Raw genomic sequence first — 13877 nt, 5'->3', positions numbered from 1 at the left:
CAATACCTAACTTCTTAATAACGGGATGTAGCTCAGCTTGGTAGAGCACCTGGTTTGGGACCAGGGGGTCGCATGTTCGAATCGTGTCATCCCGATTTTCACCTTTGCGGGTGTAGTTCAATGGTAGAACTTCAGCCTTCCAAGCTGATAGCGTGGGTTCGATTCCCATCACCCGCTTACTGCGTCATAAAGACTTCTGCGCTGCAGAGGTCTTTTTTTTATTCACTTTTCATCCACAGTTGTTCTTATACGGCTTCAGATTTGTCAGGGGATTCTGGATTTGTTTCCTGAGGGACTCCGTTACTCTTTCAAGGTGAACTGCTTCTTCCGCGCTTCTCAGCTTTTTCAAAATGTCATACACACTCGTGATTTCCCTGGTATCCATGATGATCTCTTTGCTGTCCGATGCTCCGGGCACTTTAAAACGCCAACGTTTATTTTCCATCGGTTTTTGCTCCTCTTCAATAAATTTCTTTTGTAATTCCATCATAATCGGAGAGGGGAATCATGTATAATGAAGGGAAATGATGGACGACATCACCGTGGCTGATAGCTAGGAAGAGGGGAGCGTGCCGGGATGGATATTGGACTTCTGAAGGTGTTTAGGGCGGTTGCCGAAGAAGGGAGCATTTCAAAAGCGGCCCAAAGTCTTAACTATGTACAATCGAACGTGACGGCAAGGATTCAGCAGCTGGAGCAGGAGCTGAAGACTCCGCTCTTTTACCGGCACAGCCGGGGGATTACGCTGACTTCGGCGGGTCAGACCCTTTTGACGTATACGGAGAAGATACTGAACCTGCTGGAGGAGGCGGAAAAAGCGGTACTGGATTCACCCATTCCCAAAGGCTCCATTACGATCGGCTCCGATACGACGGCTGCCATACGCCTGCCCTCTATTTTATCCGCGTATCGCGGCAAGTTTCCTGAGGTTGAGGTCCATCTGGAAATCGGATTAACGGATCAGCTCCTCAATGCCGTCCTGCAGTATTCGGTTAACGGAGCCTTTGTAGATGGGCCGGTCGAGCATCCGGACATTATTCAGGAGCTTGTCATTAACGAGCGTCTGGGATTGATCCTGCCGGAAACAATGGATTTTCTCGGGCTCCGGACGATTCAGGACAAGACACTGCTGATCTTGAACCCGGAGTGCATGTACCGGCTGCAGCTTGAGGAATGGCTCCGGGACGAGGGCTACCGTCTGGCCAAAGTGATGCAATTCGGCACAATGGAAGGACTGCTCGGCTGTGTAAAAGCGGGGATCGGCTTTGCCGTACTGCCTGTATCTTATTACAATAGGCTGAATGTCAAGGACGGCATCCGCTGCTACCCCTTTCCGGAGAGGTACCGGGAAATTCCGACGGTTTTTATACGGCGGCGTGATCTGTACATGACGAGTGCTTTTCATAAATTTATCGATGAGCTAAAGGAGCATCTGCCGGAAGCGGTGCCGTGCGAAGCGCAAGTTACGGAATCTTAGAGAAACAACAAGCGCAGGATCGACAGATCCTGCGCTTGTTGTATTCCCAGGGAATGCGGGGATAACCCGGCTGTTATCCCCGTGATGGGGGTAACTTGGGGATATTAGAAGGCGGCTGGGACGGACAAGCCCAGTCCTTCGGCAATTCGGGTTCCGAATTCCGGGTCGGCTTTGTAGAAATGGCCGATTTGACGCAGTTTGATATCCACAAGCTCGACAGGTCGCATCGAGTCGACGATGTTGCGCACAAGGCGGGCGCGCTCGTCTTCGCTCAGCAGGCGGTACAAATCGCCGGGCTGGGTATAGTGGTCGTCATGATCGTAAGCGACACTGGCGGCCTGCCCGGAGACGTTGAACGGGGAAATCTTGTGCTCCGGTGACTCCTTCGGTCCGCCGAAGCTGTTCGGCTCATAGTAGGCGGAGGCGCCGCCGTTGTCGCCGTAGGCCATCGCGCCGTCGCGTTGGTGGTTGTGCACCGGACACTGCGGACGGTTGATCGGGAGCTGGTTATGGTTCGGGCCTACCCGGTAGCGGTGGGCGTCGGCATAGGCGAACAGACGGCCCTGGAGCATTTTATCGGGAGAAGCCTCGATGCCCGGAACGAAGGAGCCCGGGGAGAAGGTGGCCTGCTCCACCTCGGCAAAATAGTTCTCCGGATTGCGGTCCAGAACCATGCGGCCAACTTCGATCAGCGGATAGTCTTTTTGAGACCAGACTTTGGTGACGTCGAACGGATCGAAGCGGTACGTATCCGCGTCTTCGATCGGCATGATCTGCACGTACAGCTTCCACGCAGGGTAATCCCCGCTTGCAATCGCGTTGAACAGATCCTCGGTATGGTAATCAGGATGCTCGCCGGCGATCCGGGCCGCTGTATCCACATCCATGTTCCGAACGCCCTGCTCGGTTTTGAAATGGTATTTTACCCAAACGGCTTGGCCTTCCGCATTGACCCACTTAAAGGTATGGCTGCCAAACCCGTGCATATGGCGCAGTGTTGCGGGAATGCCGCGGTCGGACATCAGTATGGTCACCTGATGCAGCGACTCGGGGGAAAGGGACCAGAAATCCCAGACGGCGGTCGGATTTTTCAGATGGGTCTGCGGATGGCGCTTCTGTGTATGGATAAAGTCCGGGAATTTAATGGCGTCGCGTATAAAAAAGACGGGGGTATTATTGCCAACGAGATCATAGTTGCCTTCCTCGGTGTAGAATTTGACGGCAAAGCCGCGCGGATCGCGGACGGTATCGGCGGAGCCCAATTCGCCGGCAACGGTAGAGAAGCGGATGAACATGGGCGTACGTTTGCCGATTTGTGACAGGAAGGCCGCTTTTGTATATTGGGATATGTCCCCGGTGACTTCAAAATAACCATGGGCTCCGGCGCCCTTAGCATGCACAACGCGTTCGGGGATGCGCTCTCTGTTGAAGTGGGCTAGCTTTTCCAGCAGGTGAACGTCCTGGATCAGCGTCGGGCCCCGCGTGCCGGCGGTCTGCGAATTCTGGTTGTCTCCTACGGGAGCGCCCCAGCTGGTCGTTAAGTGGTTACGGTTTGAACTCATGCAAACATCACCTCATATAATTTAGATTTAGTATAAGTATTATAATAACTTTAATTTAATAAAAATCAATCTTTATTTATAATAATTTTAAACAAATAAAGGGGAGCGGAATCTGCAAAGGGAGAACGAGGGAGGCAGATACAGCAAAAAACCGCCCGCTGGCGCGGACGGTAGGGAAAGTAAAGTTACATATTTGAGTGGACACAGGCGGTCAGGAGGGAATGTACATTTTGCTGTAGTATTCCTCCAGCATGCGCTTGGTCGCAAATTCGGTTCGGGTCGTCTCAATGCTTCGGCGCATCATCTGCGTCCATTTGTCGCGGTCCTCGTAATAAGTCGGCAGGACGCGGTTTAAAAGCGTATCGTACAGCGCTTCGCTGTCATGCCGGTCCAGCAGCTCAAAATCGGTCGTCTCGAAGCCGTCGCCGATCTGCCAGCCATTCTCGCCGTCGATACAGGCTTCCGGCCACCAGCCGTCGAGGATGGAGCAGTTAAGTACGCCGTTCATGGCGGCCTTCATGCCGGAGGTGCCGCTCGCTTCCAGCGGTCTGCGCGGGTTGTTGAGCCATACGTCGGAGCCTCGCGTTAGCATCGCCCCGATCGTCATATCGTAGTTCTCCAGGAAGACGACGCTTTTCGGATACTTTTTCATCATAGCGACGAGGTTGCTGACGATTTTTTTGCCGGTGTCGTCAAGCGGATGCGCCTTGCCGGAGAAGACGATCTGCACTTTGCCCGATTCGAGGAAAGGCTCGATAATGTCGGGACGCGAGAAGAGGAGATCGCTTCGCTTGTATGGGGCGGCCCTGCGCGAGAAGCCGATTAGCAGATTGTCCTCATTCAGCCGGATGCCTGAGCGCTCCTGAATGAAGCCGATCAGCTCGCTCTTGATCTCCGCATGAACGCTCCAAAGGTCTCCGCCCTCTTCGTAGGCTCGGGTGATGCGTTCATCGACCCAAGTGGGCGTATGAATGGCATTGGTGATGGCAATGATCGGTGAACGGCCGGGAACTTCCTTCCACATTTTGTTCGCCGTCTCGCCGTGGAGCTTAGCTACCCCGTTGGAGATACGGGAGAGGCGCAGACCGGCGACGGTCATATTGAACGGCTCCCCGCCGATGCGCTCCATCTGGCTGCGGGTCAGCCCGTTGAAGGCGCCCATATACTCCAGACGGCTGAGCGGATGCGACTCGTTGCCTTCTTTGATTGGGGTATGCGTGGTGAACACAACCTCCTGCCGGGTCGCTTTCCAAGCTTCTTCGAAGGTGTCGCCGCCGGTCATTTTTTCGCGGATCAGTTCAACCGCCGCCAGCGCGGCATGCCCTTCGTTAAAATGATACACATCCACCGGGATTTCCAGCGCACGCAGGGCCTTTACTCCGCCGATGCCGAGCACAATTTCCTGGGCGATCCGCTCTTCTCCGAACCAGCCGTACAGCTGGCCGGTGATCCAGGCGTCGGCATTCTCCGGAATGTCCGTGTCCAGTAGGTAAAGCGGGTTGTTGCCGAAATGCTCCGTCTTCCATACTTTGCATATTACGTCGAGGCCGCGGATTTTGACGGTGACTTTCACGCCGGTATCTTCGAGAAAGTCGTAGACATAGTTGTGATAGGAATCATACGGATTGCCGTTCGCGTCGATTCTTTGGTCGGTATAGCCCTGCTTCCATTTCAGGCCGATGGGAATGATCGGGGCATGGATATCCTTGGCGCCCTTGATGTAATCGCCGGCCAGAATGCCGAGCCCTCCGGCGTACATTTTAAAATCGGAGTGCAGGCCGTACTCCATGCTGAAATAAGCGACTGTCGGTAAGTTCTTCTCACTCAAGCGGATAAGCCTCCCTAATCTTCGGATTAGATTGAATTGCAACGAATTCTCCTGGCTTTATCGTGGATGCAAACGTTTGTGCCGAACAATGCGGACCGCCTTTTGAAAACGATTGCATAACTATTTTAGCATAAATCGGACGCCCACGTAACTACGTTTTTGTTAATGTTTTCCGGAGCTGCCGGCCTTGGAAAAGCCTGGTTTGATAAAAGGCGCGGCAGGCTCTAATATAGAGTAAAACTTAAAAATCAGGTGGACGGAGGATCGCATATGATCGTAGTAGTTGGCAGCTTGAATATGGATATGACGGTTCGCACCGGACGCGCTCCGGGTCCCGGAGAAACCCTGCTTGGCAAGAGCTTTATACTGTCTCCCGGGGGAAAAGGGGGCAATCAGGCCGTAGCGGCGGCCCGGCTGGGAGGAGAAGTCACGATGATCGGCTGTGTAGGGCAGGATGCCTTCGGCCGCGAGATGCTGGAGGTTATGCGGGGGGAACATATAGATACCCGGCACATCGCCGAGCTTGCCGAACAGTCGACAGGGGTGGCCTCCATCGTTGTTGAAGAAGACGGTGAGAACCGGATCATTGTTGTACCCGGGGCCAACCTTGCGCTCTCTGCGGAGGATATCGCCGGCATGGAGCCGGTCATCAGCGAAGCCGAGGTGCTGGTGCTGCAGCTGGAAATGGATCTGAACATGGTGGAGCATGCGGCCGAAATTGCGCACCGGCACGGCGTTCCGGTTATCATGAATCCAGCTCCGGCCAGGGAGCTTGGCGCCGGGCTGCTGTCGCTCGTTACCATTCTTACGCCCAATGAGACGGAGGCGGGGTTATTGTCCGGCATCACGGTGGACAGTGTCGACAGCGCCCGGGAAGCGGCGGAGATTCTGCTGCAAAAAGGCGTTCAGCATGTGATTATGACGCTCGGTCCGAAGGGGGCCTTGATCGTCAACAAGAACGGTGCGGTCCATGTTCCCGGATTTCCCGTTCAGCCGGTGGACACCGTTGCGGCAGGGGATTCGTTCAACGGGGCGCTTGCTGTTCAGTTGGCAAAGGGCCGAACGCTGGAAGAAGCGGTCGTCTTCGCCAACGCGGTCGGCGCGCTCGCCGTAGGCAAAGCCGGAGCGGTCGCTTCTCTGCCATATCTTGAAGAAGTTGAACGGTTCCTGGAGGAGTCGGTGCAGAACCGCGGGAAGCAATAGCCGTATCCAGGTGCGGCCGAAGCGGTCATGACCGTTTTCTCCAAAAGAACTTGTGGATAGGCTCAGACCGGTTTGTGCGCAGCAAAAAACTCTCGTCCGTAGCGGATGGCGAAATTGCGGAATTCCGAAGCCGCGGGCGACAGATAGCGGCTGCGCACGCTCACTGCATAAATAAAGCGATCGTAAGCCGGATAAGCAACGCTTAGAACGTCGACATCGTAATGAGCCAGAGCGGAAAAACGGGGCATCACCGCAATGCCGTAACCCACCGACACCAGACCGGCCATTGCGCTGTCCTCTTCCAATTCGCAGACAATATTCGGCCTTGCGCCTGCTTTGGCGAACAGACCGTCGAGAATCGGCCGCAGCTCATTCGATTCAGCAAAATATACCAGGGGATAAGCAGCGATTTCCTTAAGCTCGACGCTGCCCGATCCGGTCAGCGGATGATTGCTCGGGGTGATCACGACCAGTTCCTGCTCCGCCAGGGGGACAAACTCCAGCTCGGGATCCCGCTCCGCATAAGCGCAAAAGGCGATATCGTAGAGATCATCCTTGAGGCCCTGAATCATCTTTCTCGTCGATCCCTGATGGAAAGTGAAGGAGATTTGACGATGTTCCTCCATAACGGAAAAAGATTGCACCAGCGCCGGTATGAAATGCGTGCCCAGCGTGCCGATGAAGGCAAGATCAACCACCCCGGCAGAGGGACTGGTCAGCTCGCGCAGCCGCTTCTCGCCTTTTTCCAATTCGTCCAGAGCGCGGTTGACATAGCCTAGAAAAAGCCTGCCATATTTGGTAAGCCGGATATTTCGGCCTTGTTTCTCAAACAGGGAGGTTCCCAGTTCTTTTTCCAGTTCGGAGATGGCATGGCTGAGGCTGGGTTGAGTAATGGACAGCTTCACAGCCGCCTGCGTAATATGCTCCATTTCGGCGATCACCTGAAAGTACTGCAAATGCCGCAAGTTCATGTGGCCGCTCCTTTCCATTTTATTGAATTTAGCATAACATGTCCTATATAGAGATCATGTGAACATTTTCACTTAGAGGTTGGTTAAGACCGTTTAGCGGTAAGGTTTCATTTGTTCCTTCGTTAGGCTGGCTATAATCGTAAATATGCGTTACCTTAAGGAGTAATGTAACAAAAGCCTGAAGAACGTTCAGGCCCGGGTACCGAAAGACGAAGGAGTTGGAAGAATGAGCGGCACAGTAACTGTAAAACAAGTCATCATCGGCGAAGGCGAGCCGAAAATATGCGTTCCTCTGGTTGGCGTAACTGCTGACGAGCTGAAGGAAGAGGCGGAAGCGCTGAAATCGCTGGAATGCGATGTGGTGGAATGGCGAGTGGATTTTTTTGAACAGGCCGAGGATATCGAAGCGGTAAAAGCGGCGCTTGCCGCCATCCGTTCCGTTATTCCCGATCTTCCGCTGTTATTCACGTTCCGCAGCGCCAGAGAAGGCGGGGAAAAGGAGATTAGCACGGAGTATTACGCAGCGCTTAACCAGGCAATTGCCGGGACAAGGCTGGTCGATCTGATCGATGTTGAACTGTTTACTGGCGATGAGACGGTTAAGGCGCTGATCGACGGGGCGCACAAACAGGGCGTCTTTGTCGTTGTTTCCAACCATGATTTCGACAAGACGCCGGATAAAGAGGAGATCATCTTCCGATTGCGGAAGGCCCAGGAGCTTGGCGGGGACATTCCCAAGATTGCGGTGATGCCGAATCATCCGCTCGACGTGCTGACCCTGCTTGAAGCGACCCACATCATGAAGGAAAAATACGCCGACCGCCCGGTGATTACGATGTCCATGTCGGGAATCGGCGTGATCAGCCGTCTCGCCGGAGAAGTGTTCGGGTCCGCCCTGACGTTCGGCGCGGCGAAGAAGGCATCGGCCCCGGGCCAGATTGCGGTAAGCGAGCTTCGCCAAGTGCTGTCCTTGCTGCACCGCAGCCAATAATGAAAAGAACGAACCCGTTGACAATCACAGGCTGGACAACGGGTTCTTTTGCGAGAAATGAAAAATCCGGCGGCGCTTGACAAGGGAAGCATCGTTAATCGTTATGCCGTCAGACGGGAGAGGCCCGGACGCTTTGTCCGCCGCTTCAGCTTTCGGCCGTGAGCACTCCGCGTTCCTGAAATACGGCCTTCGCAGTCAGCATCGCATTTAGTACGCGCGGAAATCCAGTGTAAGGAATGCAGTGCAGATTCCCCTAAACAAGACGCTCAATGCTGGAAGCGCACCAGGACCGGGTGGCCCGCCAGATGGAGCGGCTTGAGGAGAACATGGGGAAAGTAAAGGACAAGATCAAGCTGTACAAGCAAATGGAGGAGGAAAGCGAGGCGGGGGGAGCGGAATAGGCGGCTCGGGCAGGGAAAGGTCATCCCGGCTGCGCAGCTGGAGGGCGCATGAAAAAAGGCACGGGGATGCCTCCCTGTGCCTTTTTTTGTCATACTCTTTTTACTTCTGTATAGACTTTAACTCGCCATTTACGAAATAATACAGCTTCCCGTTCTGATCGAAGAAGATTTCCGTTGCCTGGCCTAGCGACAATGCTTCTACCTTCTGATACGTAGCCGAATCGTATATCCCGTTTTTACCAACCAACAGCTCACCGGTAGAATTCACTGCATAGATTGGTTCCGGTAATGTGCCGATGACCTTCGAAACATCACTCAGATCAAACACCTTATTCTTCACGACCAGCTTTCCTTGACCCTCCAGCAGCAGAACAGGAGTATCCAATGGATCTCTTAAGAAATCCGGGTAACCTAGATTGGATTGGCCCAACTCCGTTAAGCTATTGCCGCTCACAGAATACGTAAATACATTGGAGCCTGCATTTCCGGCATTCCAGCCATACTGATACCAGTAAAAGATTTTGCTCTTGTCGCCGGAGAAAGCCAGTTCTCCAACTCCTTTAACCGCAGTTCCGTAGTTTACAGATGCAAAGGTTGCCGAATTAAACACGAGCAGCGTCGGCTCCCAATTGCCCATAACAACATACAGCAATCCCGATTTATGATAGATATGTCTGTCCGAGAAATCACCGGAATCCTTAACTGACGTGTATGGCAGATGTCTTACAACTTTGAGGTCAGATAGACGAACTTCCGTTACGAGCTGATTCAGATCGTCATTCACGATAAAGAGGCTGGAACCGTCTTCCGATAAAGTCAATCCAGCCGGACGATACGGAAGCTTGACCGTGTTAGACACAGTCTGTGTTTGAAGATCTACCATATACAGATTGTTGAACGCTTCATCGATGGCATAAGCTTTCTGATTGGCGGAGTCGTATGCAATGTCTACCACCCTGCCATCCAGCTGGATACCGGACACCGGAGCGGGCGGGGCCGCTTCAAATGTATTCTTTTCTACGATTTCAATTACATTCTTTCCTGCAAAAACAGATATAGTTAATAACTTATCGGTATCGTTAAACACGTATTTTGCGGTACCGTCCAAATGATATAGACCGGTTTGCTTAAAGTTGCTGTAATCATATACTTGTACTGCATTGTTCTTCGCCGTATAAAACTTGCTGCTTGGCAGATCAAAAGCGATATCGGCGTAAGCTTGTCCAAGTCCGTATACATATTTCATATCGTCGTACTTGTTGTTTGTAGCCATAAATACGCTGCCGGACCCGTTAAAGATATAAGCTCCGTCCGGAGAAATCGTAAAGTTCGTCGCCATCGAGTAATCGCCATGATACGGTGAATCATACCCGCCAGGATAGGATGCCTCAACGAATTGTCCGTTCGTTACATTATAGGCACTAAGGTCTCTCGGCGACGTATCCGTTGTAATCGTATAGAGCTTATTCCATACAGGGTGCATTTGGATATAGCTCGCTTGCCTAATACTACTGGACGCTATCTCCGCAAAGGTGTTTAAAGCATACGATTTGATCTCGGTCCACTGTCCTGAACCCGAGGCCACGTAAAGATGGCCGGAACGATCGGCAGCGATATCGTACGGGTCAATTGCAATATCGTGCGTACCCGTAAGCGTAAAGGTGGCAGCGTCCACTACCGCAATTGCTCCTTGCTGCTGCGCGATATCTGTATAGGAAGAATGCTCCGCTTTCAGCAAGGACACATAGATTTTACCATCTGCATACGTGATACTCTCCGGTGCAAGGGTAAAGGAAATTGAGTCTTTCTCGCCCGTTGCGTAATTGACGCGATACAGCTTCTTATTCAGTTTATCCGTGATATAGAGGATCGGCTCCGACGGGTGTCTGACCGTATCCGTTATCTGAAAATCCAAGCCGATGTGCGCATTATAATAGGTTGTGGCACTAGCAACGCTGCTTGGTCCCGATTCCATGCCGACTCCGGCTTTCGCCGCAGTAACCACATAATATCTTGTTGTATGCGGAAGATTCGTACCGTCAACATAAGTCGTGCCCGTTACGGTAAGAGGTTGACCGTCCTGATCCTTTAAGGGAACAAACTCGCCCGTAGGTGTTGCGCTGTAATAAATGTGGTACTGATCCGCATTTGTAACCGGATCCCATTGCAGAGCGATCGCCTTATTCGATACCGTCGATGCCGTTAGATGGGTTGGCGCCTCTAATTGATCGTTAATCGCTTTAAGCTCCCAGCCGCTCCCGTTCCAGGTTGCAAAGACCTCAAACTGATCTCCATAAACCATCGCCAAGGTATCCCCAGCAGCGAGCGGAACCGCTTGTGCCGGCATCTGGTTGTCAAGATCATGGACGGTGTAGCAGTCATTGATTTGATAAGAGATCATCTCGGTGCCGCTATAATAAACTTTAGCATACACGCTGTCGTTAACCGTAACGCTGGATAACATAACTCCTGAATAATGCTGAGACGAATTCGGATTAGTGACGTTATACGACGCCGGAGGAAGCGCTCCGCCCGGGATGCTGTAGATTCCAACGTCTTGTACCGTTTCGGCATATTCGGTCTGGTACGTGTCCTGTGTGACCGAATTTGTGACCTTCCATTTTACGGCCGAATAATCATCGTCTGCCTGATACAGGGTGTATAGCTTGTCCTGAACAATAAAAGCAGCTCTAATATCCAGTACCTTACCCGGTTCGGGGGCAGGCTGCCCTACAGGCGGCTGTCCGGGTGCCGGAGATGCGGGTGCCGGAGATGCGGGTGCCGGAGATGCGGGTGCCGGAGATGCGGGTGCCGGAGATGCGGGTGCGGGAGATACGGGCGCCGGAGATGCGGGCGCGGGAGATACAGGCCCCGGAGGATTGCCCCCTGCTCCTGGCGAAGGAACCGTCGGAACCGGGCTGCTGCTTCCTACTTCCTTCCCGCCAATTACCACGACCTTCACCGTCTCCGAGAGAATATACTCCTGTACGAGTTGCTCGAAGCTAACACCTTCCGCATTAATCTCGGCTTTAAGGATAGTTCCTTCTCCTGTGATCTTCGCGGCTGCCTGCAGAATGATCTCCTTCAATACGGCAGTATCCAGCAGCTTGATAGCGGACCCTTCTGAACCTGTGTAAGTTTCAAGCAGAGCTATGGTGGATTGATCGTAAATTTCGATCGTTACCGTCGTTTTTACTGCGACTTTTGCAAAAGTGCCCTCAAATTGCACGACATCATTGACTGACGTACTTTCAACGGAAACCGATTTAAAGGCTTCGTTTCCCTGGTCTTCTTCCAGCTTCGCTCCCGATTTGACGACAGTGCTGCTGATGCTTGTATCGCCCTTCGTAAAAAGTCTGACTCGTCCGAGATCCTTTTGAACCATCACCTGGTTCATCATAGAGTCTTGAATGACGATACTGTTCTCCCCGCCGCCGTTCACAATGGTTCTTCCTTCAACGGTTACGTGATCAAGCAGCACCTCGCCCTCGCCAATTCCCGCTGCCAGGATGAGGTCGCCTTTAATGACAGCATTCTTTAGGGTGACTCCGCCGCTGTTGATCGTTAAGTTCCCGCCAACCGTATTTTTCAGATCATAGGTTCCAGGCTGGTGTATCAATTGACCTACAGCTTGATCTAGCACCACTACAGCTTCAGCTCTTGTGATGGGTTTCTGAGGACGGAAGCTTTTATCCGGATATCCCTTCAGATAACCTTTGGAAGCAACCGCTTTTATGTATGGTTTACTCCAGGCAGACATTTGCTGTTCATCCTGAAAGGCTTCAGTATCTCTCGTTACTGTCCCCTCTTCCAGCTGCATAAGCTGGTAAATGATTTTGGCAGACTCTTCTCTCGTTATCGGTTGGTCAGGCCTGAGGGTGCCGTCTCCGAACCCCGAGATGTAGCCTGTAAATTTGGCTTTGGATACATCGTTGTAGAACCATTTTCCCTGCGGGACATCTTTAAAGGTCTGGTCAGACTTATGGGAAAAACCAAACGCTTTGTTCGCCAGCGATATGAATTCTGCCCGGGTGATGACTTTATCAGGTTGAAAGGTTCGATCGGCGTAGCCCGAGATCAATCCATTGCCTATCCATTCTTTTATTTCTTCCTCGGCCCAATGACGATTAATGTCATGTAATGAAGCTTGGCTTTCTGCATACGAGAGCCCCGAGAAAGATAAGACTTGCACTACAAAAAACATAATGATGAATGCAACTCTACCTAGTAACCTTCCCAACATACAATCTCCCTTTCATAACTTAATTAATGGCAAAACAAAAAAGCCAACCCGTGAAGAGATATAGGTAACCCGGCTGTCATACAAGGAGCGACCTTGCTTAGACCCGTGGCTTTGCGTCTCCGACTTTCGTACGGATTTGCCGTTTCTTATTCTACAGATTGACTTAAGACCAACCTACCAGGGCTTAATTACCCAGGGGTTATTATCCAATCCCACCCATCATACAACAAAAGTCCCATTTATTCGATCTAAATTTTTTGCCCTGCCTGACCGAAGAAGCACTGCCGTAAAGGGGGGACTGGTGCGACGCGGTAAATGAATATGCAGATAAAAAAGCCAGAGAAAAAAACATTTTGCCCTGGCTTAGCCTAGCGAAACTCGATAAATTCTTCAGTTTGATTTGGACGTGTAGGCGTGTACGGCGTCTCTAAGGAAGCGGGCAAGCCCCGCTCCGCGCTTGTCATAGTAGGCGGTAAAGCGTTCGTCCTCCACGTACATCTGTGCGACCCCCGCATGGGCCTCCGGGGAATAGCTGCCCCAGAAGAATGTGAGCCACTGCCGATGGAGATCGGCGGCTAGCTGCGCGGCCTCACCGGCGGGATCGCCGGTCTTCATGCCTTCAGCCAACGAAGCGAACATGTCCTCTTCCATTTTTTGAACGGCCGCATACTGCTCCTCGGTCATGTTCATCAGCTGTTTATTGGACCGGTCGACGGCTTCGTCGCCGTATTTCCCGCGCGCTTCCGTGCCGTAGGCCTGCTCGTTGTCTTCGATCATTTTTTGTTTAAAGCCTTCAAATTTCTCGGTGTCGCTCATTGTAATCCTTCCTTCCCTTTCGGCCAGCGTTATCTCCACATTCGAGATCAGCCGGTCGAGTTGTTCTCTTTTGGCGAGCAGCCTGCCATGATGCGTCCTCAGCGCTTTCGTCCCGTCGAACGAGGGCGAGGTTACGATAGCCTTAATGTTCTCCAGACTTAGACCCAGCTCGCGGTAAAATAAAATCTGCTGCAGCAGATCGACCTCGGGCCGGCCATAGATGCGGTAACCGGAGGAGTTGATCCGTGACGGTTTCAAAATCCCGAATTCATCGTAATAACGCAGCGTGCGCGCGCTGATCCCCGCAAGCTTCGCGAGTTTTTGCACTGTGTATTCCGTGATGGCACCTCCTCACAAGCTCAATGTACACCTTTACGCAGCGTCA

Annotated in this window: 10 protein-coding genes, 2 tRNA genes and 1 riboswitch; of the genes, 6 read left to right on the top strand and 6 right to left on the bottom strand. The window is 52.4% G+C overall.

The genetic code is table 11. The features are described from left to right. Positions 1-21: 21 nt before the first annotated feature. Together G5B47_RS21455 and G5B47_RS21450 are read left to right on the top strand one after the other, a co-directional pair. A tRNA-Pro gene (locus G5B47_RS21455) sits at positions 22-95 on the top strand. 11 nt (positions 96-106) lie between these two features. Beyond that, positions 107-177: transfer RNA gene (locus tag G5B47_RS21450), tRNA-Gly, on the top strand. 52 nt (positions 178-229) lie between these two features. Here G5B47_RS21450 and G5B47_RS21445 read toward each other — a convergent pair. Then, the gene (locus G5B47_RS21445) at positions 230-445 is read right to left on the bottom strand and encodes a hypothetical protein (protein WP_165102564.1); all 216 of its coding nucleotides are present in this window, start codon (positions 443-445) and stop codon (positions 230-232) included. Positions 446-577: 132 nt separating this feature from the next. Here G5B47_RS21445 and G5B47_RS21440 point away from each other — a divergent pair, with 132 nt between their 5' ends. After that, a complete protein-coding gene (locus G5B47_RS21440; RefSeq protein WP_165102561.1) occupies positions 578-1477 on the top strand; it encodes a LysR family transcriptional regulator in 900 nt (299 codons plus the stop codon). A gap of 104 nt (positions 1478-1581) precedes the next feature. Here the strand turns inward: G5B47_RS21440 and katA are convergent, their stop codons facing one another. Both katA and glgP read right to left on the bottom strand, forming a co-directional pair. Then, positions 1582-3039, bottom strand: a complete 1458-nt coding sequence (katA, locus tag G5B47_RS21435) for a catalase KatA (RefSeq protein WP_165102558.1) — start codon at positions 3037-3039, stop codon at positions 1582-1584. Positions 3040-3250: 211 nt separating this feature from the next. Then, the gene (glgP, locus tag G5B47_RS21430) at positions 3251-4867 is read right to left on the bottom strand and encodes an alpha-glucan family phosphorylase (protein ID WP_165102555.1); all 1617 of its coding nucleotides are present in this window, start codon (positions 4865-4867) and stop codon (positions 3251-3253) included. A 270-nt stretch (positions 4868-5137) separates the two neighbouring features. Here glgP and rbsK point away from each other — a divergent pair, with 270 nt between their 5' ends. After that, on the top strand, positions 5138-6070 hold the full coding sequence (gene rbsK, locus G5B47_RS21425) for a ribokinase (RefSeq protein ID WP_165102552.1): 933 nt from the start codon (positions 5138-5140) through the stop codon (positions 6068-6070). A 62-nt stretch (positions 6071-6132) separates the two neighbouring features. On the opposite strand, the gene G5B47_RS21420 is transcribed toward rbsK, so the two are convergent. After that, positions 6133-7041, bottom strand: a complete 909-nt coding sequence (locus G5B47_RS21420) for a LysR family transcriptional regulator (RefSeq protein WP_165102549.1) — start codon at positions 7039-7041, stop codon at positions 6133-6135. A 226-nt stretch (positions 7042-7267) separates the two neighbouring features. Between G5B47_RS21420 and aroD the strand changes: the two genes are divergently transcribed. Together aroD and G5B47_RS25970 are read left to right on the top strand one after the other, a co-directional pair. Continuing rightward, positions 7268-8032, top strand: a complete 765-nt coding sequence (gene aroD / locus G5B47_RS21415; protein WP_165102546.1) for a type I 3-dehydroquinate dehydratase — start codon at positions 7268-7270, stop codon at positions 8030-8032. A gap of 269 nt (positions 8033-8301) precedes the next feature. Beyond that, the gene (locus G5B47_RS25970) at positions 8302-8433 is read left to right on the top strand and encodes a MerR family transcriptional regulator (protein ID WP_268958524.1); all 132 of its coding nucleotides are present in this window, start codon (positions 8302-8304) and stop codon (positions 8431-8433) included. A 100-nt stretch (positions 8434-8533) separates the two neighbouring features. Here G5B47_RS25970 and G5B47_RS21410 read toward each other — a convergent pair whose 3' ends face one another. After that, positions 8534-12637 (bottom strand): S-layer homology domain-containing protein, encoded by a 4104-nt coding sequence (locus G5B47_RS21410; protein WP_165102543.1) that lies wholly within the window; start codon positions 12635-12637, stop codon positions 8534-8536. Between the two features lie 99 nt (positions 12638-12736). Then, positions 12737-12827: riboswitch (cyclic di-GMP riboswitch) on the bottom strand. A 239-nt stretch (positions 12828-13066) separates the two neighbouring features. Further along, positions 13067-13819: a MerR family transcriptional regulator gene (locus G5B47_RS21405; RefSeq protein ID WP_328804613.1), complete on the bottom strand. Its 753-nt coding sequence runs from the start codon at positions 13817-13819 to the stop codon at positions 13067-13069. Positions 13820-13877: the final 58 nt, after the last annotated feature.

The sequence above is a fragment of the Paenibacillus apii genome, from assembly GCF_011043685.1.
Classification (GTDB): Bacteria; Bacillota; Bacilli; order Paenibacillales; family Paenibacillaceae; genus Paenibacillus_AQ; species Paenibacillus_AQ sabinae.
Note: the sequence above shows the minus strand (reverse complement) of the source record. Positions and strands in the feature narration are given on the sequence as shown.

Coding starts and splice junctions, on each gene's coding strand:
- G5B47_RS21445 (WP_165102564.1), bottom strand. CDS start 445: ATGGAAAATAAACGTTGGCGTTTTAAAGTGCCCGGAGCATCGGACAGC.
- G5B47_RS21440 (WP_165102561.1), top strand. CDS start 578: ATGGATATTGGACTTCTGAAGGTGTTTAGGGCGGTTGCCGAAGAAGGG.
- katA (WP_165102558.1), bottom strand. CDS start 3,039: ATGAGTTCAAACCGTAACCACTTAACGACCAGCTGGGGCGCTCCCGTA.
- rbsK (WP_165102552.1), top strand. CDS start 5,138: ATGATCGTAGTAGTTGGCAGCTTGAATATGGATATGACGGTTCGCACC.
- G5B47_RS21420 (WP_165102549.1), bottom strand. CDS start 7,041: ATGAACTTGCGGCATTTGCAGTACTTTCAGGTGATCGCCGAAATGGAG.
- aroD (WP_165102546.1), top strand. CDS start 7,268: ATGAGCGGCACAGTAACTGTAAAACAAGTCATCATCGGCGAAGGCGAG.
- G5B47_RS25970 (WP_268958524.1), top strand. CDS start 8,302: ATGCTGGAAGCGCACCAGGACCGGGTGGCCCGCCAGATGGAGCGGCTT.
- G5B47_RS21410 (WP_165102543.1), bottom strand. CDS start 12,637: ATGTTTTTTGTAGTGCAAGTCTTATCTTTCTCGGGGCTCTCGTATGCA.